The sequence below is a fragment of the Thermodesulfobium narugense DSM 14796 genome, assembly GCF_000212395.1.
GTDB lineage: Bacteria > Thermodesulfobiota > Thermodesulfobiia > Thermodesulfobiales > Thermodesulfobiaceae > Thermodesulfobium > Thermodesulfobium narugense.
Genome location: NC_015499.1, coordinates 144,007 through 165,547, shown reverse-complemented (window position 1 = coordinate 165,547; position 21,541 = coordinate 144,007). Strand labels below are relative to the sequence as shown.

General features: G+C 38.0%; 23 protein-coding genes. 9 read left to right on the top strand and 14 right to left on the bottom strand.

The features are described from left to right. Positions 1-29 precede the first annotated feature (29 nt). From tgt to THENA_RS00750, 8 genes are all read right to left on the bottom strand, one after another. The gene (gene tgt / locus THENA_RS00785; protein ID WP_154645289.1) at positions 30-1,127 is read right to left on the bottom strand and encodes a tRNA guanosine(34) transglycosylase Tgt; all 1,098 of its coding nucleotides are present in this window, start codon (positions 1,125-1,127) and stop codon (positions 30-32) included. Further along, a complete protein-coding gene (locus tag THENA_RS00780; protein ID WP_013755533.1) occupies positions 1,120-1,926 on the bottom strand; it encodes a TIGR00282 family metallophosphoesterase in 807 nt (268 codons plus the stop codon). The genes tgt and THENA_RS00780 overlap by 8 nt, the downstream gene beginning before the upstream one ends. Continuing rightward, on the bottom strand, positions 1,923-3,470 hold the full coding sequence (gene rny / locus THENA_RS00775) for a ribonuclease Y (protein ID WP_013755532.1): 1,548 nt from the start codon (positions 3,468-3,470) through the stop codon (positions 1,923-1,925). The genes THENA_RS00780 and rny overlap by 4 nt, the downstream gene beginning before the upstream one ends. 55 nt (positions 3,471-3,525) lie before the next feature. Further along, positions 3,526-4,557: a recombinase RecA gene (gene recA, locus THENA_RS00770; protein WP_013755531.1), complete on the bottom strand. Its 1,032-nt coding sequence runs from the start codon at positions 4,555-4,557 to the stop codon at positions 3,526-3,528. Between the two features lie 57 nt (positions 4,558-4,614). Beyond that, a complete protein-coding gene (locus THENA_RS00765) occupies positions 4,615-5,931 on the bottom strand; it encodes a phosphohexomutase domain-containing protein (RefSeq protein WP_013755530.1) in 1,317 nt (438 codons plus the stop codon). Between the two features lie 21 nt (positions 5,932-5,952). Then, the gene (locus tag THENA_RS09490; RefSeq protein WP_013755529.1) at positions 5,953-7,026 is read right to left on the bottom strand and encodes a polysaccharide deacetylase family protein; all 1,074 of its coding nucleotides are present in this window, start codon (positions 7,024-7,026) and stop codon (positions 5,953-5,955) included. 80 nt (positions 7,027-7,106) lie between these two features. Then, a complete protein-coding gene (gene lysA, locus THENA_RS00755; protein WP_013755528.1) occupies positions 7,107-8,390 on the bottom strand; it encodes a diaminopimelate decarboxylase in 1,284 nt (427 codons plus the stop codon). Further along, positions 8,387-8,725, bottom strand: a complete 339-nt coding sequence (locus THENA_RS00750) for a P-II family nitrogen regulator (RefSeq protein ID WP_013755527.1) — start codon at positions 8,723-8,725, stop codon at positions 8,387-8,389. Before THENA_RS00750 ends, lysA begins: the two co-directional genes overlap by 4 nt. A 413-nt stretch (positions 8,726-9,138) precedes the next feature. Here THENA_RS00750 and THENA_RS00745 point away from each other — a divergent pair, with 413 nt between their 5' ends. Beyond that, complete coding sequence (locus THENA_RS00745) at positions 9,139-9,588, top strand: tRNA (cytidine(34)-2'-O)-methyltransferase (protein WP_013755526.1); 450 nt, start codon at positions 9,139-9,141, stop codon at positions 9,586-9,588. On the opposite strand, the gene THENA_RS00740 is transcribed toward THENA_RS00745, so the two are convergent. Both THENA_RS00740 and THENA_RS09870 read right to left on the bottom strand, forming a co-directional pair. Next, positions 9,589-10,086 carry an HNH endonuclease gene (locus THENA_RS00740; protein WP_013755525.1) on the bottom strand — a complete coding sequence of 166 codons (498 nt, stop codon included), beginning with the start codon at positions 10,084-10,086 and terminating at the stop codon, positions 9,589-9,591. It lies immediately after the preceding gene. 361 nt (positions 10,087-10,447) lie between these two features. Further along, positions 10,448-10,606: a hypothetical protein gene (locus tag THENA_RS09870; RefSeq protein ID WP_154645288.1), complete on the bottom strand. Its 159-nt coding sequence runs from the start codon at positions 10,604-10,606 to the stop codon at positions 10,448-10,450. Between the two features lie 101 nt (positions 10,607-10,707). Between THENA_RS09870 and THENA_RS00735 the strand changes: the two genes are divergently transcribed. The 8 genes from THENA_RS00735 to THENA_RS00700 all read left to right on the top strand — a co-directional run bounded on the left by THENA_RS00735 (position 10,708) and on the right by THENA_RS00700 (position 18,095). Further along, positions 10,708-12,318, top strand: coding sequence for a DUF3373 family protein (locus THENA_RS00735; RefSeq protein ID WP_013755524.1), 1,611 nt, complete (start codon positions 10,708-10,710; stop codon positions 12,316-12,318). 487 nt (positions 12,319-12,805) lie between these two features. After that, a complete protein-coding gene (locus THENA_RS00730) occupies positions 12,806-14,449 on the top strand; it encodes a DUF3373 family protein (protein WP_013755523.1) in 1,644 nt (547 codons plus the stop codon). Positions 14,450-14,581: 132 nt separating this feature from the next. Then, positions 14,582-14,929 (top strand): DsrE family protein, encoded by a 348-nt coding sequence (locus THENA_RS00725; protein WP_013755522.1) that lies wholly within the window; start codon positions 14,582-14,584, stop codon positions 14,927-14,929. Positions 14,930-14,996: 67 nt separating this feature from the next. Beyond that, positions 14,997-15,320, top strand: coding sequence for a hypothetical protein (locus tag THENA_RS09865; protein ID WP_013755521.1), 324 nt, complete (start codon positions 14,997-14,999; stop codon positions 15,318-15,320). Positions 15,321-15,324: 4 nt separating this feature from the next. Continuing rightward, on the top strand, positions 15,325-15,762 hold the full coding sequence (locus THENA_RS00715) for a universal stress protein (RefSeq protein WP_013755520.1): 438 nt from the start codon (positions 15,325-15,327) through the stop codon (positions 15,760-15,762). Beyond that, positions 15,731-17,182: a polysaccharide deacetylase family protein gene (locus tag THENA_RS00710; RefSeq protein ID WP_013755519.1), complete on the top strand. Its 1,452-nt coding sequence runs from the start codon at positions 15,731-15,733 to the stop codon at positions 17,180-17,182. Before THENA_RS00715 ends, THENA_RS00710 begins: the two co-directional genes overlap by 32 nt. 19 nt (positions 17,183-17,201) lie before the next feature. Then, positions 17,202-17,633, top strand: a complete 432-nt coding sequence (locus tag THENA_RS00705) for a hypothetical protein (protein ID WP_013755518.1) — start codon at positions 17,202-17,204, stop codon at positions 17,631-17,633. 69 nt (positions 17,634-17,702) lie between these two features. Continuing rightward, positions 17,703-18,095 (top strand): desulfoferrodoxin, encoded by a 393-nt coding sequence (locus tag THENA_RS00700; protein ID WP_013755517.1) that lies wholly within the window; start codon positions 17,703-17,705, stop codon positions 18,093-18,095. A gap of 47 nt (positions 18,096-18,142) precedes the next feature. On the opposite strand, the gene THENA_RS00695 is transcribed toward THENA_RS00700, so the two are convergent. Genes THENA_RS00695 through THENA_RS00680 form a run of 4 tightly spaced genes read right to left on the bottom strand, consistent with a single transcriptional unit; the run spans position 18,143 to position 21,533 of the window. Beyond that, entirely contained in the window at positions 18,143-18,850 is a 708-nt protein-coding gene (locus THENA_RS00695; RefSeq protein WP_013755516.1) for an ABC transporter ATP-binding protein, read from the bottom strand. Then, positions 18,843-19,625: an ABC transporter ATP-binding protein gene (locus tag THENA_RS00690; protein ID WP_013755515.1), complete on the bottom strand. Its 783-nt coding sequence runs from the start codon at positions 19,623-19,625 to the stop codon at positions 18,843-18,845. The genes THENA_RS00695 and THENA_RS00690 overlap by 8 nt, the downstream gene beginning before the upstream one ends. Then, positions 19,606-20,628, bottom strand: a complete 1,023-nt coding sequence (locus THENA_RS00685) for an ABC transporter permease subunit (RefSeq protein ID WP_013755514.1) — start codon at positions 20,626-20,628, stop codon at positions 19,606-19,608. The genes THENA_RS00690 and THENA_RS00685 overlap by 20 nt, the downstream gene beginning before the upstream one ends. Then, positions 20,625-21,533 (bottom strand): branched-chain amino acid ABC transporter permease, encoded by a 909-nt coding sequence (locus THENA_RS00680; protein WP_013755513.1) that lies wholly within the window; start codon positions 21,531-21,533, stop codon positions 20,625-20,627. The genes THENA_RS00685 and THENA_RS00680 overlap by 4 nt, the downstream gene beginning before the upstream one ends. Between the last annotated feature and the right edge of the window lie 8 nt (positions 21,534-21,541).

The following is a 21,541-nucleotide window of genomic DNA, read 5'->3' as shown; positions in this document are numbered from 1 at the left end:
AAACTAATTTTCACGATCAAAAAGTCACTTCAGGAATTCAAGGCCCTCACAGTCTTGTATAAGACAGTCAAATTATGAATACTAAGCAAAGTTTTGCCAAGTAATTCCCCACATACAAATAAATGCCTTAGATATGCTCTTGAGAAATTCCTACAGGTATAACAATCACAATCCTCATCTAAAGGTGATTCGTCCTCTTTAAATCTCTTATTAGATATGTTTATCCTCCCTTTATTATACAAAATAGCGCTGCCATGCCTTGCAATTCTGGTAGGAAAAACTGAATCAAACATGTCAACGCCCATTTTTATATATTCTAATATGTCCGATCCAACGCCCATTAAATATCTTGGCTTATCCGGGGGAATCACTTCAAGCGTAGCAAGAAGGACCTCCTTGGTTAGAGATGGTTCTTCGCCAACTGAAAGACCTCCAATAGCAAGGCCGTCTACACCAAGGGATAACAAAGCATGGACACATTCTTGCCTTAGTTTAAAGTTCATACCACCCTGTACTACACCAAAAAAGAGCTGCCCGGGATTTTTCTCTACTTTAATAGAACTCTGGGCAAACTTTAGTGTCCTTATTAGAGATTCTTCTTCTCTTTTTGCACTGCAAGGATATTCTGGACATTCGTCTAAAAATATTGCAATATCAGAATTTAGCTTTTTTTGGATTTCTAAGACCTTTTCGGGAGTAAGAAAGATCTCTTTGCCATCCAAAACCGATCTAAATACTACACCCTCATCAGTAACCTTTCTATAATTTGAAAGGCTAAAAACCTGATAACCACCAGAATCTGTAAGTATTAGGCCGTCCCAATTCATAAATCTGTGAAGCCCCCCTAGTTTACTTATAACCTCTTCACCAGGCCTTTCGTGAAGGTGATATGTATTAGCAAGTATCATTTCAAAACCAATCTCTTTAAGCTGAGAGGGGCTAACTCCTCTTACCGTTCCCCTTGTAGCAACTGGCATAAATAAAGGAGTTTTAGCGACCTTTCCTCTTATGTTGAATTGGCCTTGCCTTATACCTTTATTAGAAATAAGTTGAAAAAAAGAACTACAATTCTTACTTTGAGAACTAAATTTTTCCATATTTTCTTGAACAAAATTTTCTCTAATCATTATCAAGAAGTTCTCCCTCAAAAGCGGCTTCTTCTGGGTAAAAGACTCTTTCAATAGACCTTGCTCTACCACTTTCGTCTATATCAATAGAAACGGCTTGAAGTTGAGGATTTTCAACCTCAACCTCAAACTTTTTTGGTATATAAGTTAAAAATTTTTGTATTATAGGGTCTTTCTTAAAGCCTATTACCCCAGCAGTTGAACCCGTCATGCCAACATCTGTAAGGTAAGCAGTTTTGTTTGGAAGGATCTTTAGATCTGCTGTAGGCACGTGGGTATGTGTCCCAATAACAGCGCTAGCCCTTCCATCTAAATAATGTCCTAAAGCAACCTTTTCAGAGGTAGCTTCAGCATGAAAATCAACAACAATGATGTTCGTTTCTTTCTTAATCTCTGAATACAAGAGATCAAAAGTTCTAAAAGGACAGTCAACCGGCTGCATAAATATTCTTCCAAGAAGGTTCACCACAGCCACCTTTCCTGCCCTCGAATTAAAAATGCCGTAACCAGAACCCACTACGTTTGGTGGCAAATTGGCAGGTCTTATCACTTTGTTGTGCAATAAAACCTGCTCGCCTTCTTTTTTGTCAAATGTATGGTTACCCATTGTAAGACAGTCAATATCTAACTGAAGCAATTCATCCAATACCTTATTCGTAATACCAAAACCACCAGCGGCATTCTCTGCATTTGCAATTATAAAGTCATACGTCGATCTAAGATCAAGGTATTTAAAAGCATCTTTGAGTATCTGCCTTCCAGCCCTACCTACAATATCACCAATAAAGAATATCTTCATTTAGCATATTCAACCGATCTGATTTCTCTTACCACACAAACCTTAATTTCTCCAGGATAATCTAATGACTCTTCTATCCGTTTTGCTATATCCCTTGCAAGCTTTTGAGTCATAATATCATCAATTTGATCTGGTTTTACTATAACTCTTATCTCTCTACCGGCTTGTATAGCAAAACACTTATCTATTCCTTCAAATGAGAGTGCAATCTTTTCAAGATTCTCTAATCTTTTAATATAGGTCTCAAGAGACTCTCTTCTCGCACCTGGTCTTGAAGCTGAAACAGCATCGGCAGCCTGAACAAGAATAGCCTCAAGGCTCATTGGTTCCACTTCACCGTGATGTGCTGCAATCATATTTACTACTACAGGACTTTCTTTATATCTTTTTGCAAGGTCTGCGCCAATAAGGGCATGAGATCCTTCCATTTCAAAATCTACTGCCTTACCAATATCGTGAAGCAACCCACCTCTTTTTGCTAAAGCTGCATCAAGTCCAAGCTCAGATGCCATTATCCCAGCAAGATGAGCGACTTCTATAGAGTGCTGATATATGTTTTGACCATAACTGGTTCTAAACTTCAGTCTTCCTATAAGCCTTACTATTTCAGGATGAAAGTTCGCTATGCCCATCTCAAGACAAACAGCCTCACCGTATTCTTTTATCTCCTGTTCCAGTTCTTTTCTTGACTTTTCAACAGTCTCCTCAATTCTGCCAGGATGTATTCTACCGTCTAATATTAGTTTCTCTAGAGATCTTCTTGCAATCTCCCTCCTGATAGGATCGAAGCTAGAAATTGTAACTGCTTCAGGCGTATCGTCAATTATCAGTTCTACCCCTGTTTCAGCCTCAAAAGAGCGTATGTTTCTGCCCTCTCTTCCTATAATTCTGCCTTTCATATCGTCGTTTGGCAGCGTTATCACAGATACAGTCGACTCCATAGTGTGATCAACAGCACATCTCTGAATAGCAAGAGATAGTATCTCTCTTGACTTTTTTTCAGATTCCTCTTTGATTTTCATCTGGGCTTCCCTAACCTTGTTTGCTATCTCTACATCAAGCTCCTTTTCTACTTCAGCAAGTAAAATATTTCGTGCTTCTTCAGAAGTAAGTCCTGATATTCTTTCAATTTCAATCATCTTTTCTTGTATGAGGCTCTCAAGCTTTGCCTTCAGTTCATCTATCTGAAGTTTTTTTTGATTTATTTGCTCCTCTTTCTTTTCAAGGTTTTCAAGCTTTCTCTCAAGATTTTCCTCTTTTCGCAAAAGCCTTTGTTCAAGCCTATTTATTTCAATTCTTCTTTCCTTTATCTCTCTTTCCGCCTCAGACTTTAACCTTATAGCCTCGTCTTTCGCCTCAAGGAGTATTTCCCTCTTTTTGTTTTCAGCTTCCTTAATGTTATTTTGAAGAACTTCTTTAGCTTCCTTGCTAAGCTTTTCTGCTTCTAACCTTAATTCCTTAGTCTTCTTATATAAATAAAATATAACAGTAACGCCAATTATTATAAGTATCAGTAAAATAATCGTTAAAAGACCATGTTCCATTTAAGGTATCACCCCTTTCACTTTATCATCAAAGAATTTTGATAGATATTAGCCGCTAATTTTTTTCATCTGTCGCTGCTTTTGTATCAGGCTCAAAATAGGTTCTGACAGCAAGCATAAGCTCATTTCTCAGATCTGCATTTTCATCCAACAATGCTCTTGAAGCGTCCTTGCCTTGCCCGAGTCTTAGATCCTTAAAGTAGTAAAAGCTACCAGATCTAGTTATAAATCCAAGATTAAGCGCCGTCTCAAACAGATCGGTCGTTTTGTCTATACCTTGACCGTAGATTAATATCAGCTCTGTTTCCTTAAAAGGAGGGGCAAGTTTGTTCTTTACGATCTTTATTTTCATCTTAGCGCCAATAATTTCGCCTACCGAACTCTTTATGGCTTCTCCTCTTCTAACTTCTATTCTCATAGAGGCATAAAACTTTAGAGCCCTTCCGCCAGGCGTAACCTCTATTGGACCAGAAGTATATCCTGTGCTAACTTTTTCTCTTAGTTGATTTATAAAGACGCACGCAGTCTTTGATTTGTTAACCGTACCAGTTAACTTTCTCAAGGCCTGTGACATCAACCTCGCCTGCAAGGCAATTGTCACGTCTCCCATTTCTCCTTCAAGCTCAGACTTTGGTATAAGAGCTGCAACCGAATCTATCACAACAATGGCAATGGCATTGCTTCTTACAAGCGTGTCCGCTATTTCTAGGGCTTCTTCTCCCGTAGTAGGCTGTGATATAAGAAGATTTTTAAGATTTACGCCAATTCTTTCAGCGTAATAAACGTCCAAAGCGTGTTCAGCGTCTATAAATGCTGCTACTCCACCAGCTTTTTGAGCTTCCGCTATAGCGTGCAAAGCTACTGTAGTCTTACCAGAACCTTCAGGACCATAAATTTCTATAATTCTTCCTCTAGGAAGTCCGCCAATTCCAGAAATAATATCAATAGCCATAGAACCAGAACTAATAACATCTACTTTTGGTGGCTCAGCCTCACCAAGTCTCATTATTGAGCCTTTACCAAATCGACGCTCTATTTGAGATATTGCAGAATCAATGCTTCTTTCCTGATCTGTCTTATCTGACATCTTTTAATTTCCTCCTAAATAATTTTTACCTAAAAGCCACTTAACTAAAACTCCTGTTTATTGGCTGACAGTTTTAAATTCTCTTTTCCCAATCATATTACAGATGTCCGAACAGGCAAGCTCTGCCTCTTCTAAACTCTTAGACTCTACCATAACCCTTACAAGAGGTTCAGTCCCAGAAGGTCTCACTACTATCCTGCCATCAAAGTTCTTCTGGAATTCCTCTATTTCCTCGACTACTTCTTGACTAAGCGAAGAAATTCTTGACTCTAATCTTATACTCTTCATAATTTGATAATACTTTTTAAAAAGATTGAGTTTTTTAAGTCCAAGCTCATGAACACCTCTTAATAGGTATATCGCAGCCAACATTCCATCGCCACATAACTCACCATCTATAATTACATGTCCACTGGTCTCTGCTCCGAGAAGCGCACCCTTTTCTTTCATCATGCTGTGTACATTTTTGTCCCCTACTTTAGATCGGTAGAAAAGAATATTTTCTTTTTTCAAAAATTCTTCAAGCCCTCTATTCGTCATAACAGTTCCCACTACAGAAAATTTTCTCTTACCCATTACTACCTTTAGCCACAAAGAAAGCACTGCAAGAAAATCATCGCCGTCAACTACTATTCCCCTATCATCACAGGCTATAACCCTGTCGCCATCACCATCAAAAGCAAATCCAATTGTCGAAGTCTTGTTTAAACCTCTTACGAGATCGCAAATAACATCAGGATGAGTGCTCCCACAATTAAGGTTTATATTGTATCCATCAGGATAACAGCCTGCAGTATACAAAAAATCTGGGTGAAGGTGGTTGAAAATCCCAGGTGCAAAGCGAACGGTAGAACCATTGGCACAATCTAAAACAATGCCCTTTACAATAATACCTCTTGACCTCTCCTTTAAATAATTAAGATAGACTTCAGCAAACTTGCCCTCTTCATAAATTCTTGCTGGAGGCTCTTCTTTAAAATCGCTATTCATAAAACCTTCAACATAAGACTCTTCCTCAGGACTAAGTTTGAGACCACCTTTGGAAAAGAGCTTTATGCCATTATCAGATGCTAAGTTGTGAGATGCCGTTATCATTATGCCTGCGCACTCTCTATAGGAACATAAATATTGAAGTCCTGGAGTAGTTATTATACCCAATTTTATTACCTCAACTCCTTGAGAACTAAGCCCTGCAGAAATAGCTGACTCAATCATATCTGAAGAAAACCTAGTATCTTTTCCGAGCAGAACTGGTAAGCCAGGCAAGTTTTTTCTTAAATAATATCCAAACGCCCTACTAACATCAAAACAAAGCTTAGCGTTCAAATCTGAGCCAATTTTTCCTCTTATACCATCCGTACCAAAAAGAGCCAAATCAAATCCTCCTAAAAATTTTCATAAACTTCCAAAGCTATAACCTTTTGATTTCATAATAGGCAAAACTACTTCAAGAGCTTGAATAGTCTTTAAAAGACCCTGATGCCCAAGGAAAACGTTTCCATCCTTAAGTCCAGAAAGATAAGAGTTTGCAATCTGTTCTCTGCTGGTTTCTTTTATATAATCTGCCGTGTTTACATTCCACCAGGCTACTTTTAACCCTAAATCTTTCACGAGTTCTTCCTTCTGGCTGTCAAGGTCCCCACCGGGTGGCCTAAACCATTTGATTTTGGACAAATCTAAGTCTGCAGCCTTAAAGGTAGCGGTTTCAAGAGTAATTTCATCCTTTGCCATAGCATTATCTAATTTGTTGAAGTTGTAGTGATCTTCTGAGTGGTATCCAATTTCAATGCCCCAATCCTGCAAGATCTTTCCTATATAAGGCCTTACTTCAAGCATCTTGCCAACCAAGAAAAAAGTAGCATGGCCATAATGTCTTATCAAATCGGCAAGCAAAAGCGAATATAGGGGAAATGGACCATCGTCAAACGTCAAATAAACCCTTTTCTCGCCCTGTTTTAAAGAAGCAGTTTCTTTTACCTTGCCAAACGGATCCTTGCCCTTGTAATAAGGCTTACCATTATTCCATGACCAAAAGTAACCGCAATCTTCAAGAGGCTCATTGTCCTTAAATGCACTTTTAGTGGAAAGTGCAGTAAATAATTCACCGTAGCCGTATTTATGCGGAGCAGGCCTCTCTATGAAGCTTATCTCTACAAAATCAAGGCCTGAAATTGAAAACAAAGATGAAAATATATTTTTTGCTTGTAACTCAAACGATTTATCGCTTTGAGGGTTTACCTTCAGCGCAACCCATGCTCCAGTCACAAAACCATCAGATGCAGACTTAATATCAAGAACATCGCCAGTTAGTTTTGACCTTATTTGATCCGTAATGTTATCGGTATTTAGTTTGTCAACTTGGGCAAAGGATACGTGTTCAACTCTATGTGAAAAATGCCATAATAAAGCGCCTGCGATAACAAGAATCAAAATAACAGGCACAATAAACTTTATATTTAAAAATCTCATATAAGCTCCTTTCTAATTCACTAATTACACTAATAAAAGTGCTCACAAAGTCTTCGCAAGACATATTAAGCATCTCAAAATTACATATCGAGAGAGACGATGTCATCGTAAGTTTCTCTTCTCACAAGAAGAGTATCCTTTCCGTCTTCCACCATCACCATGGCAGGACGACCAAATCTATTATAATTGCTTGCCATCGAATAATTGTATGCGCCAGTTGCAAAAACTATCAGTAAGTCTCCTGTACTAATTTCAGGCAACATTATTCTTTCAATGAGCATATCCCCAGATTCGCAAAATCTGCCAACTATCTTTACTTCCTGAAACGCTTCAGTCTTTTCGTCAAGTTCTGCGTGATATTTTGCCCTGTACAAAGCATATCTTGGATTATCTGCCATACCGCCATCAACTGCCACATATGGTAAAAATCCTTCGATCTTTTTAATCGAGCCAACCCTGTAAACGGTTATCCCCGAAGGTCCTGCTATAGATCTCCCTGGCTCTACGGTAAAGGATATATCTTTCATATTATATTTTTTCATATTTTTATTTATTTCAAAGGATATATCTTTAATAAACTCTTCAATAGAGAGAGGATGGTCCTCTTTCGTATATACTATCCCAAATCCTCCACCAAAATTTATATTTTCTAAACTAAAACCCTCATCACTTAATTTATTTGCAAAATCAAACATCACGTTAACTAACTCGATGTACGGATTTGAATCAAATATTTGAGAACCAATATGAGCATGAATTCCTTTAAAGCTTACACTATCAATTAGTGATAGTTCTTTTACAGCTTTTATGGCATCTTCTCCTATGGGAAAGCCAAACTTGGAGTCTATCTTGCCAGTTTTTATAAACTCATGAGTGTGAGCTTCTATTCCAGGAGAGACTCTAATCATACAGGGAATATAACTATATTTTTTAGACAACTCTCTAATCTTTTCTATTTCAGAAAAGCCATCAACCACTATGTAACCTACATTTGACCTTATTGCAAATTCTAATTCTTCAAAGGATTTGTTGTTCCCGTGAAAATATATTCTTTTTGTATCAAAACCTGCCTTAATTGCAGTGTATAACTCTCCTCCAGAAACCACGTCAAGCCACATATCAAGTTCCTTAAGCTTTTTTAAAAAGCCAGTAACACAAAGCGATTTCCCTGCAAAGGCTATTCTTGATTCAAAAGGAAGGTACTTTTTGAAACTTTCCTTAAAGCTCTCGACTCTCGACTTTACAGTCTGAGCGCACATTATATATAAAGGGGTTGAATACTTTTCTACCAGAACCTTTATGCTAATGCCACCAATATAGCAAAGTTTTTCTCTTCTCTCAAACGTTTGAGGGTAATACTTCAAACAGCGGCCTCCCCTCTTTCCTCAGTTCTTATTCTAATAACCTCATCCACTGAGCTTATAAATATCTTGCCGTCTCCAACCTCGCCTGTTCTTGCGGAATCTATAATGGTCTGAACTACGCCTTCTACCTCGTCTTCTGGAATTACTACTTCAATCTTTATCTTTGACAAAAGGTCAACTACGTATTCAGAACCCCTATATCTTTCAGTATGACCTCTCTGGCGTCCGTAGCCCTTTACCTCTGTGATCGTCATTCCCATCACGCCCATTTCAGTAAGAGCAGCCTTTACTTCATCAAGTTTATAGGGTCTAATAATTGCTTCTATTTTTTTCATTTTATGGCCCAGCCGGGCTCACCTCCTTTAAAATAATTAGAGATCTTAACATTCTACTATATTATATAGAATACTGTGAATAATCAAAAACGAAAAACAAAAGCTACTAACAGTTACAATAAATCTATTTAATTAATCGTTAAATAATCTTATTTCTTCTTTTGGCTTTTTAGTATTTTGTATTATGATATAATTGTGTGTTTAGTATCACTGAGTTTTCAAAATTTATAGGTTCTGCAGTCCAGACGCAGGGTAAAACTGAGCACATTAATTGTAGAATAAATGTAGAATATATAAAAGTAAGTTCAGAACATCAAAAAGGATCTTAACAAGGAAGACTAAATTGTTTAAATTATTTTTGGTAAAGCAGGAGAAGAAATTTAAAATAATATCGTATGTAGCCCAGAAGTAAAATGAAGGTTGTATTAGTTGAACCTGAAATTCCACAAAATACAGGTAACATAGGAAGACTCTGTGTAGCTACCGGAGTCTCGTTAATTATAGTAGGACCTACCGGCTTTATATTAAACGACAAAAAATTAAAAAGAGCTGGGATGGACTACTGGAAACATCTTGACTTCACATTTTATCCCACTTTCGAGGAGGCAAGAGCTGTTTTTGACCAAAATGATATCTTTCTTTTTAGCCCATCTGGCAAAAATATCTATACAAAAGGACGCTATTCTAAAGAAAGCATCTTAATATTCGGAAAGGAAAGCATGGGTCTTGATAAAAACATACTTCAAGAGTTTGAAGAAAAAACATACTTTATTCCAATGAAAAAGGAGGCAAGATCTTTAAATCTTGCTAATAGCGTAGCAATAGTTTTGTACGAAGCGCTAAGACAGATAGAAAATTGGTAATTAAGAAAGATACTTTTTAGGTATATATTTTATCCATTCATGATATTGGCTTTTTGCAAATCTAACGATATCAAGGAGATTTGACGGAATTTTTGGCTTTCTTGGGAGCCTAAGAAGTTTCATGTTGGCCTCTTCCGGAGTTCTATTGCCCTTTTTCAGGTTACAAGCCTGACAGGCAGCTACTACGTTTTCCCAGGAAAGCTCTCCTCCTCTGGATTTAGGAATTATATGATCAACCGTAAGGTTCGAGGATTTTTTGCCACAGTATTGGCATGTATTTTGATCCCTTGCAATTATATTTTTCCTCGTTAGTGCAACGTCTTTGTGTGGCAAAAAGATATTTCTATCAAGCCGTATTACACAGGGAAGCCTTAAGTCATCCCTCAAAAAATGACCATTATATTCAATTACCTCTGCCTTTTTCTTCCAAACAAGCAAAACTCCCTTTCTCCAGGAACTAACTCCTAGAGGATAAAACGAAGAGTTTAATACCAACACCTTTTCATCAGAAAGCCCCTTTTTTGTAAGGAAAACTGTTCACCCCTCAAAGTTATTTGAAAGTCTAATCTAACTCTAATACAGCTTTAATGATTATAGCACAGCACAATGTTAATATTAAGTTAACGGTTGAGTTGTTTTTTCGATCCTTGAGAAGACATAATAATATATAGAAAAAAAAGAGCCAACAAGATACGAAATAGATTTGAAGCAACTTTTATGGAATTCAAAGCTTTTACCCTATAGTCTTTAAACATGGATTAATTATATCAATTAAACACTAAATTTACATTAAAATTTTAACCCAGATAAGTTGAGATAAAATTTGCAAAGTTCTTTGTAGTTTAATGCTATTATAATATTAGATTAGTTGATCAAGAATTGACAAAGGTGTATAATATCTAGCAATTGAAATGTTTTTGCCAACTTTGACAACTAAATATAGTTTTGCTTCTCCCAAAGCTTTGAAAGGCTTTTTAAAGCCTTCAAAGAGCCTTTTACAGACGATCTCAATCTGCAAAAAAAGGAGGTGAAATCCCCCGAGTGCAAGAAGTGATTCTGTAAAGAGGCTAATATACGAAACAAAAAAAATTAAACTTTCCTAAAGGGGGAAATGCAAAGATGAGAAAATTTGCTATGTTTTTTGTAGTCGCATCTCTTCTCGTCGCCCTTGCAGTTCCCGCTATGGCAGGACCATTCTCTGATGTGCCAGCTAATTCTTGGGCATACAAAGCAGTGCAAGATTTAGCAGCAAAGGGATTGGTCATTGGTTATGGCGACGGAACATTTAGAGGCGACAGACTTGCCACCCGTTATGAGATGGCAATGGTAGTTGCAAGAATGCTTGATATGTATGAAAAAGGTCAAAATGCACAGGATCAAAAGATCCAGCTTAACGCTAACGACATCGCAACTCTTATGAAACTCGCTGAAGAGTTTAAGTCAGAACTCGCATCACTAAACGTTAGAGTTGCAGCGCTTGAGAAGAAGGCAGCTCTTGACACTGTGAATTTCACAGGAGATGCAAGATTTAGACTTGGCAGCGAAAAGAAAACATTTTATGCACTACCAAGTAGTTCAACACCTAATGTTGTGTCACCAGACTTAGGTACAGGGGACACCTTAGGCTCAACAGCAGGCGGCATAGTAGGCAATCTTTCTTATCCAAATGGTGGCGCTAACCTTTCAGCAGCACCAGCAGATGCAAAGAACGATACATTTATGCGTTATAGAATCAGACTAAACGTTGCAGCGCCAGTTGCTGACAACATCAGCTTCAACGCAAGACTTACAATGGAGAAGAATGCTGGCGTAAATAGTAACGGTTCTTCTAACAGTAGCCCATTGTATGCATCACTTACCGGTTACAACGACGACAACAACACTCTTTATGTAGAGAGATCTTACATCACATGGACTTTGAATCCATATCCTGTAACATTCGTCCTTGGTAGACTTCCTACTATGGATGCAGGAGCTTATTACAGCAACCTGTTTATGGACACAGGCACAGAAGGTGGCATGGTAGTATTTGATATGTCAAACTTCCTTCCATCCACATCAGTTTCAGCTGCATGGGTAAAGCTCTTTGATGCAGGCTCGGTTACTTCTCAACAAGAAGCAAATGGTTACAAGGACAAAGATGTATTTGTATTAAACCTCAAGACAAAGCTCTTCAACACCTTTGGCTTAGAGGCAGATTACGGCTATGTAGACAAGCTAACATATTTTGCTTCGGCCTATCAACCTATGAGTTCAACAACAGCATCAAATGGAGTTTATGGCAAGTATGATTGGTGGGCAATAATAGGTAACTGGAATATCTACAACGTAGATATGTGGGCAGGCTACAATGGCACATCTACCGATATGCCATCAGCTACTTCAAACGGTCCAAATCTTAGCGCCACAAGCACTGTAAACGGCGGAGCATTCAGAGTAGGAGCTACCATTCCTCTACCAGTCGGTGCACTTACAGGCGACTTTTGGTTTGGCAACAACAAGTGGTTTAACCCATTCATACTTAACACAATGGGCACCACAGAATACAAGGACTATTACAACGTATACTACACTCTTCCAGTCGCAAAGAATGCATCTCTTACTCTTAACTACGACTACTGGAAGGGCAAAAAGCCTTATAACACCGATGGTACTTATTACTACACCTTCAACCCAGATCAGATCGATAAGGATCAAAGATACTACATCCAGATGGACGTAAAGTTCTAAAAACTTTTTTAGCCCTCCCGAGAAATCGGGAGGGCTTTTTTTGTTTTTATTTAATAAAAATTAATTTAATTAAATTTTGGAACACCAATAATATTAAAGTATTATTGATATCTTTAAAAAATAATCGCTATAGAAAAATAAAAAAAATTATATATAAATTAATTTTTTGGATCTTATTAACTTTTAATCCTCCTAAAAAACCTCAAGCATTAAATAAAAATAAATTGTATTTAATACAAAATATTTTTGACAAAGTTGTATAAACATAATATTATTTGTCTGGTGTTAGTAGTAAAGGACTTTGATAACTAAATATTCACCACTATTTAATGCTTTGAATGGCATTAGCCTTCAAAGAGCCTTTTACAGATGATCTCAATCTGCAAAAAAAGGAGGTGAAATCCCCCGAGTGCAAGAAGTGATTCTGTAAAGAGGCTAATATACGAAACAAAAAAAATTAAACTTTCCTAAAGGGGGATTTTAAAAGTTGAGAAAATTAGCTTTCTTTTTTGTAGTCGCATCTCTAATCGCCTTTCTTGCAGTTCCCGCTATGGCAGGACCATTCTCTGATGTGCCAGCTAATTCTTGGGCATACAAAGCAGTGCAAGATTTAGCAGCAAAGGGATTGGTCATTGGTTATGGGGACTCAACATTTAGAGGCGAAAGAACAGCCACCCGTTATGAGATGGCAATGGTAGTTGCAAGAATGCTTGATATGTATGAAAAAGGTCAAAATGCACAGGATCAAAAGATCCAGCTTAACGCTAACGACATCGCAACTCTTATGAAACTCGCTGAAGAGTTTAAGTCAGAACTCGCCTCTCTAAACGTCAGAGTTGCAGCGCTTGAGAAGAAGGCAGCTCTTGACACTGTAAACTTCACAGGAGATGCACAGTTTAGACTAAATACTGCAAGTCAGGACTACTATGCTCTTAGTCCTTTAAAAGCCAACACATACACAGTGACGCAAGATATTTATGACTATAATACCAGTACAAACGGAGCAATAATAGGCACGGTATCGCCAAGCATGACCAATGCAGGCAATCCAGGGCTGCAGGACACAAAGAACGATACCTACATGAAGTATAGGATCAGGCTAAACATCGCAGCGCCAGTCGCAGACAACATCAGCTTCAACGGCAGGCTTGTAGTTGAAAAGAATGCAGGCCACAATACCGCAGGAGGATCCAATAATCCCGTAATAGCAGCTACTTCTGGTTACATGGATAATTCAAACACGCTCTTCGTTGACAGATCATATATTACATGGACTCTCAATCCGTATCCCATAACGTTCGTACTCGGCAGGCTGCCAACTATGGATCAGGGTCAATATTACAACAACATGTTTTTAGACGAAGGCATTGAGGGTGGTCAAGTAATATTTGATATGTCAAACTTCTTGCCATCCACAACCGTTTCAGCTACCTGGGCAAAATTTTTTGACGACGGTTCTATTACTTCTACTCAAGAAGCAAATGGATATAAGGATAAAGACGTATACATATTAAATCTTAAGACAAAGTTATTTAATGCCTTTAACTTAGAAGCAGATTACGGCTATGTAGACAAGTTCGCCTATTATGGCAGTTTGTACTCAGGTGCTAATCAAACTGGTACACCCGGTCTTCCTGTTGCAGGTGCTACTGCTCTTACAACGGGAAACAACGGTCAATATGGAAAGTATGACTGGTGGTTGGTGCTTGGAAGTTGGAACATATATGGAGTAGACATGTATTTAGGTTATGAAGGGACATCAACTGATATGCCAGTTCTTGACGGCAGCGGAAATATTAGCGGCATAAGTAGCGTAAACGGCGGCGCATGGGGAATTGGTGGAGATATGCCATTCCTCGTCGGCACACTTGGAACTGATTTGTGGTTTGGAAACAACAAGTGGTACAATCCATTTATCAACAACACAGTAAGCACAGGATATAAAGATTATTTAGACTTCTACTATCTAATACCAGTTGCAAAGAACGCACACCTTTCTCTTGTCTACATATACCAAAAGGGTCAAAAACCTTATAACACTGACACAACAAACGGATATTACTATACCTTCAACCCATCTCAAGCAAACAATTACAACGAATTCGAATTTGAGCTAAACGTAAACTTCTAAAGAAAACTCCCACAAGCCCTCCTGAGAAATTGGGAGGGCTTTTTTATTAGCTGGAAAATGCCCATATAATAGTAGCTCAAGTGTTTTTTATTGTATAATAAATATAACTTATACATAAGGGGGTAAATATTTATGAACAGCGTAGTATTTCATATTGACACTGACGACAGCGTTAGGCTTTCTAAGGCATTTTTCAGCGCGAAAAATTTACTAGAGGCTTATAAGGATGATGGGATACAAATTGTATTTATTGCAAACGGCGATGGAGTAAAACTCTTTACAAAGGATAGAGAAAATTCTTTAAAAGATGAGATGGTTAACCTGCACAAAAAAGGAGTAAAATTTATGGTTTCACAAAACGCCCTGAGAGAAACCCACACTGCTTTAGATAACGTACTAGAGTTCGTAAAAATAGTCCCTTCGGGCATTGTAGAAATGGTAAATCTTTCTAAAGCTGGGTATCAATACATAAAAGCTTAATCAATTAGGTAAATTTGCTATATTATTTGCTATACTATATTAATAAAATCATTTAGGGAGGCATATTATGTGTTCGAATAACGAATCGTACATGACGGTAATGAAGATTGAAACCAAACACCTGATAAATAGAATTCAACTTCTTAGAGAAGAGATAGCTCGCTGGCAGATGATGGGAAGTATGCTTGGTTTCGATGGCATGGAAAAGAGTCTGGAGGAAGCAGTTGAACATCTAAAACTTACAACCGCAGCACTAGAAAGAGCCCAGGAAAGCTTGTATCAAGAAGACACCTTTACTGTAGAAAACATGCACTCTCATGAACACGTTCATAGCGATGGAAGCGTTCACACCCATCCACACACTCATCCACACGATCACGTACACGAATAAAACAATGTATAAAAAAATTCTTGCTGCAATTGACGGTTCTGTTCACACTCAAAAGGTTCTTGACACCGCAATTTCCCTTGCAAAAGCCTTTGACAGTTCAGTTGAAATCTGCCATGCCATATGTATGCCACCAATGCTACCTGATCTAATGGGAGCAGAAGTAGCTTTTATGCCGCAAATGATCGAAGACCTTGAAAAAAACGGAAAAAAAATAATTGAAGATGCCAAAAAATATTTAGAAGATAACGGAGTAAAGAACGTTTCTACGTTTATGGACATAGCAAATGCTGCAAATATGATCCTTGAAAGGGTAAAAAGTGAAAATTTCGATCTCGTGGTCTTGGGAAGCAGAGGGTTAAATGAATTTGAAGGATTTCTGATGGGGAGCGTATCGGATAAGATAAGTCATCATGCAAAGTGCTCAGTATTTATCGTTAGATAAACTGCTGGGCATTTTTTTCTTAATAATATTGATCGCATGCCCTTACCTTAACACAGGTAAAATTCCAAAAGCTTTGATATTTTGCGATCAGAAGAGAATCTGGTATTCGAGTGTAGATCAGATGCAATCCAGATGGATTGAAAACATATTAGGCGTAAAAAACATCAAAGCAGAAAGATTTAGTATAGATTCACCTTATGTAGCAAAAGATCCAGAAATGCTCTTTTATGAAGGCACAAGAGCAATGCAATTCATACCAGAGCCACTCGTCTGGAGAGCAAAGTCAGGGAAAAAAATTACGTGGTGGATTGGCTCAAACGAAGAGACACTGCTCGAAGGTTATGGAAAAAACAAAGTAGGTTTTCGATATTCTAAAAAGGAGCTCAGCTTTGATAAAGTCTTATATAAAGGTTTTAAATTTGACACACAACCATTTTACGTAACGCCCATAAATCCAGAAAAATCTGAAGTTCTGATTAAAGCAGAAAATAATCAAGGCTCAGTAGCGCCCATACTTTTAAGATCAAAAAATCTATTTTTTATGGCTTCCCATCCTTTTTTAGGGCCTGACAGAAAAAGATACATGGCGCTTTGTGACGTGTTGGCGAGATTTCTTGGAGTGTCAGAAGAGCCAAGGCCTTTAGGGCTCATCAGATTAGAAGACGTACATCCAATGTATGACATTAAAAAACTAGAAGGAGTAATAGATCTTCTTGAAAAGAGGAGGATTCATTTTTCTATTGGTGTAATACCAATATTTGTAAACCCAGCAAAAAAGGTTAAAGTAAAATTAACAGACGATCCAAAATTGATAGCAATTTTAAAGAATGCTCAATCTCACGGTGCCCAAATATTTATTCATGGCCTTACACACCAATTTTCTGGAGTAACAGCTATAGGATACGAATTTTGGGACAACAAAACCCAAGAACCGTTTCCAGGTAGAATTACTCTTGAACAACTTGAAAACAGAGTTAGGGAAGCTGAAAACATAATAAAGGAAGCTGGCCTTAAGGTTGATGGATGGGAGACTCCTCACTATATGGCTACACCTATTCTCTACAAAGCACTCAAAAATGAGGGCATAAAGACGATTTATGAAAGGGTTCTTCTGGTAGACGAAGTTCAATTCGATAACCCCTTAATAGTTCACCAAATGTTAACATATCCATCAACTTATAGGGGGCTTTACTGGATACCTGAAGATTTTGGTTATGACGGGTATAACTTCACCCAAAAAACAGTTTACAACGAACTTGAGAAACATAGAGCCTTTTCAAGAGGTGTAGTTTCATTTTTCTTTCATCCATATTTAGGAAAAAATCAATTAGAAGCCCTATTAAATAGTGCCCAAAAGGACAACGTATTGTTCGTTAACACAAACGAACTTTTGAAAATATACAAAATTAAAAATAACTAACACAGTGAGGAGAGAAAAATTGAACGAAAGAGAAATTGAAATACTAAAGTTAAGAATTCAAGAGCTAGAAGACCTGGTTACAAGACTTATAAAGAAATTGGGACTTGAAAAGGATCTATTTGAAAACTATCAAATTTCAAAGGACCATGGCAAGGTACTTGAAGTTTTAGGGTTTTCAGGATACACCATAGAAAAAGAAAGAGCCGAAATAAGTAACTTTGTAGTTGAAAATGAACTCCTTGAGATGCTTCAAACTGTAGGAAGGAGGATATGGAAGATCTTTGCTAGTAGCGTTCAAGGGATCGAAATACTAAATAACAAAGAAAACTTGATAATAGCAATAAACCTTTCCAAAAAAGATAAAGAAAGGGAAAACAAATTAGAATCTATTTGGCAAGACATTTCAAAGGAAAAATCTAATTTGGTAAAATTTGTTTATCTAATCCATTAGAGCATTTTTTTAAGACTTTTGCTACAATTTGTTATAATAATATTAATTATCACTTAGGAGGTGTAATTAATGGCCACAGAAGTATTGCAAATTTACAAGTGTGAGACATGCGGTAATATAGTAATGGTTCTGCACTCTGGTGTTGGACAGCTCGTCTGCTGTGGGAGTCCAATGAAGCTTATGGAGGAAAATACCGTAGATGCTGTAGTTGAAAAACACGTTCCTGTTATAGAGAGAAACGGAAAGGAAGTACTGGTAAAGGTAGGCTCTACTCCTCACCCAATGACCAGCACCCACTGGATTGAGTGGATAGAACTTCACGTTGATGATTCATATGTTCTGATAAAAAGACTTAACTTTAACGATAAGCCAGAAGCCACCTTCTCGCTTCCTACAGAACCCAAAAACCTTATGGCAAGAGAGTATTGCAACCTTCACGGTCTCTGGAAGAGCAAAGAATAAAAAAAGCTTTATAATACTAAAAAGCCGCGGCTTTGTGTCGCGGCTTTTTAATGTCCTCCAAGATAGGCCGCTCTCACATGTTCAGAATTCAAGAGTTCTTCAGAGGTCCCGGATATGGTAATGTTTCCTGTCTCTATCACGTATCCTCTATCTGCTAGCTTTAACGCTTTCACCGCATTTTGCTCAACAATTAAAAGACTTGTTCCTGATTCGTTAATTTCCTTTATAATCTTAAATATCTCGTCAACCAAAACTGGAGCAAGTCCTAAAGATGGCTCATCCAAAAATAGATACTTTGGCCTTGACATCATTCCTCTTGCAATTGCAAGCATTTGTTGTTCTCCTCCTGACAGAGTCCCAGCCTTTTGATTCAGTCTTTCCTTTAATCTGGGGAAAAGCGTCAAAACCTTTTCTATGTCGTCTTGAATGCCCTTTTTGTCCTTCCTAAGAAAGGCCCCCATTAAAAGGTTTTCATGAACGCTCATCCTAGTAAAAATCCTTCTGCCCTCAGGAACCAGACACAGCCCCATGCTTACTATCCTGTCAGTAGAAAGTCCTGTCAGAAGAACGTTGTCCAGATACACCTCGCCGCTTGAAACCCTTTCAACTGCCATAATAGCTTTTAAAACAGAAGTCTTCCCTGCCCCATTAGCACCTATTAGAGCCACTATCTCCCCCTTGTTTACTTCAAGAGACACCCCTTTCAAAGCTAATATGCCGCCATATCTTAAGACTATATTGTTTACTTTAAGCAATTTCTGCTTCCTCTTTCCCTAAATATGCTTCTATTACCCTTGGGTTGTTTCTAATCTCTACAGGACTTCCTTCAGCAATCTTTTGTCCGAAGTCCAATACAATTATCTTTTCTGAGAGCTTCATAACAAGAGACATATCGTGCTCTATTAAAATTATTGTTACCCCCATTTCTCTAATCTTTTTAATAAGCCTTATAAGCTCTTCAGTCTCAGATGGATTCATTCCTGCGGCAGGTTCATCAAGCAAAAGTATTTTCGGTTCAGATGCCAAAGCCCTTGCTATCTCAAGCTTTCTTTGAAGCCCGTACGGCAAATTTACCGAGATCTCCGATTCTCTATTTAACAGACCCACAAAATCTAACAGATTTCTTGCCAATCTTACGCTTTCCTTTTCCTCTTTTATAAAAGCCGGTAGGGTCAAAAGTATCTCCCATACTTTAGATTTTAATTTTGAATGTCTACCAACAAGGACGTTTTCAAGAACTGTCATATTTTTAAAAAGCCTGATGTTCTGAAAGGTCCTTGATATGCCCAGATATGCAATTTTGTGTGCAGGAACCCCTACAATGTCTCTTACTACTCCATCTTTTTTATAAAGGATCTTTCCCCTTTCAGGGGTATACACGCCTGTAACACAGTTAAAGAGCGTTGTTTTTCCTGCACCGTTAGGTCCTATAACAGAAACTATCTCCCCCTCGTTCACCTCCATAGAAACGTCATTTACAGCGATAAGCCCTCCAAATTGTTTGGTAACATTAGAAATCTCTAGTAACAAAAGAATTCTCCTCCTCTGCAACCTTTAGGATTCTCCTTGGTTTTATCCACCCCATAAAGCCCTTTGGCATTACAATCATCATAAATACCATAAGAGCGCCAAATATAAGCATCCTGTAATCAGAAAGGCTTCTTAGAGCCTCAGGCAAAAAGACAAGAATGAGAGCGCCTATTACTGGACCCTCTATAGTGCCCATCCCTCCGATCACAACCATTGCAAGAACCATAACCGATTCCATAAAGCTAAAGCTCTCAGGCGAAACAAAGGTAGCATAGCTTGCGAAAAAGACTCCTATAGAGCCACCAAGCATTGCACCTATTATAAATGAGATTAATTTGAAATTCTTAAGGTTTACTCCCATAGAAACAGCTGCAATTTCGTCCTCCCTTATAGCTTCAAGAGCCCTCCCTATTCTTGATGCTTGAAACCTGTAAGTTAAGAATATCGAAATAGTCACAAAGGAAAGCGCGAGAAAGTAATACTGAAATGGGTCCTCAAATTTGAATCCAAAGATAGTCGGTCTTGGGATACCCGCTATTCCTATGGGACCATTGGTTAAAAAGGTAAGGTTATTTGCAAGGATTCTAATTATCTCGCCATATCCCATAGTAACGATTGCAAAGTAGTCACCCCTTAATCTAAAAGCAGCAGAGCCAACCAAAAGTCCAAAAAGAGCCGTTGCAAAACAGGCAATCGGCAATATTTCCCAAAAGCTAAGGCCCAGTTTAATTGATAAAATTGCATAGGTGTAAGCTCCTACAGCATAAAAGGCTATAAATCCCAGATCTAAAAGTCCTGCCAAACCGCATACAATGTTTAACCCTAAAGATAGGACCACATAGATAAAAGCAAGGTTCATAATGTGTACGTAATATTGAGAGGAAGCAAGAAACGGATAGACAAGCGCAACTACAAAGAGTATACCCCACTTGAGGCGCATATCAAGATTGTTCCAATTTCTTGCAAGAGATCTAAGGGTTCTTCTAAATCTGAAGTTCATCATACTTTATCCGGTACCTGCTGGCCTAGTAAACCCGATGGTCTAAGCAGAAGAATAAACAAAAGCATAAGAAAAGCGAACATATCTTTGTATTCAGAAGATATGTATCCGGCACCAAAGCTTTCTATAATACCAAGACAAAAACCTCCGAGCATGGCGCCAGGAATGTTACCTATGCCTCCAAGAACAGCAGCAGTAAATGCCTTCAAACCTGCAAGATATCCCATATCAAATTTTGCCACACCATAATACATCCCATACATCACTCCTGCAGCAGCAGCAAGAGATGAACCTATCATAAAGGTGATCGTAATAATTCTATTAACCCTTATGCCCATTAAGCTTGCTGTAACGTAGTCTTGTGCCACAGCTCTCATTGAACGACCTAATTTGGTTTTGTTTACAAGAACGGTCAATCCCGCCATCATTAAAATACACGTAATAAAAATAAATACCTGAATCAGACTTATCCTTGCGTGAAATAAATCCCAACCAACATCTGGAAATATCGCAGGATATACCCTATTTGTAGAGCCAAACGTTAGCATAGCAAAGTTTTGCAAAAAAATCGATGCTCCAAGTGCGCTGATCAGTGGAATGAGTCTATTAGTCACGCTCCTTAGCGGGCGATATGCGATAAATTCCAGAAGGGCTCCCAAAAAGGCTGTGGCTACCATAGAAAATATAAACATCAGAAATATAATAAGAGGAATCGGGATAATCCTTGAGAACCCTGTCATCTCAAGAATCCACCAAAAAAGGAGCCCAAAAAAGGAGCCCATCATAAAGATCTCTCCGTGTGCAAAGTTGATAAGCTCAAGTATGCCGTAGACCATAGTATAGCCTAACGCGATCAGGGCATATACCGCCCCCAAAGTTACTCCATTTACCAATTGTTGTAAAAAAATTGTAAAAT

Excerpts from the sequence above, each read along its gene's own strand:
- tgt (WP_154645289.1), bottom strand. The coding sequence starts at position 1,127 with ATGATTAGAGAAAATTTTGTTCAAGAAAATATGGAAAAATTTAGTTCT.
- THENA_RS00780 (WP_013755533.1), bottom strand. The coding sequence starts at position 1,926 with ATGAAGATATTCTTTATTGGTGATATTGTAGGTAGGGCTGGAAGGCAG.
- rny (WP_013755532.1), bottom strand. The coding sequence starts at position 3,470 with ATGGAACATGGTCTTTTAACGATTATTTTACTGATACTTATAATAATT.
- recA (WP_013755531.1), bottom strand. The coding sequence starts at position 4,557 with ATGTCAGATAAGACAGATCAGGAAAGAAGCATTGATTCTGCAATATCT.
- THENA_RS09490 (WP_013755529.1), bottom strand. The coding sequence starts at position 7,026 with ATGAGATTTTTAAATATAAAGTTTATTGTGCCTGTTATTTTGATTCTT.
- THENA_RS00750 (WP_013755527.1), bottom strand. The coding sequence starts at position 8,725 with ATGAAAAAAATAGAAGCAATTATTAGACCCTATAAACTTGATGAAGTA.
- THENA_RS00745 (WP_013755526.1), top strand. The coding sequence starts at position 9,139 with ATGAAGGTTGTATTAGTTGAACCTGAAATTCCACAAAATACAGGTAAC.
- THENA_RS00735 (WP_013755524.1), top strand. The coding sequence starts at position 10,708 with ATGAGAAAATTTGCTATGTTTTTTGTAGTCGCATCTCTTCTCGTCGCC.
- THENA_RS00725 (WP_013755522.1), top strand. The coding sequence starts at position 14,582 with ATGAACAGCGTAGTATTTCATATTGACACTGACGACAGCGTTAGGCTT.
- THENA_RS09865 (WP_013755521.1), top strand. The coding sequence starts at position 14,997 with ATGTGTTCGAATAACGAATCGTACATGACGGTAATGAAGATTGAAACC.
- THENA_RS00715 (WP_013755520.1), top strand. The coding sequence starts at position 15,325 with ATGTATAAAAAAATTCTTGCTGCAATTGACGGTTCTGTTCACACTCAA.
- THENA_RS00710 (WP_013755519.1), top strand. The coding sequence starts at position 15,731 with ATGCAAAGTGCTCAGTATTTATCGTTAGATAAACTGCTGGGCATTTTT.
- THENA_RS00700 (WP_013755517.1), top strand. The coding sequence starts at position 17,703 with ATGGCCACAGAAGTATTGCAAATTTACAAGTGTGAGACATGCGGTAAT.
- THENA_RS00685 (WP_013755514.1), bottom strand. The coding sequence starts at position 20,628 with ATGATGAACTTCAGATTTAGAAGAACCCTTAGATCTCTTGCAAGAAAT.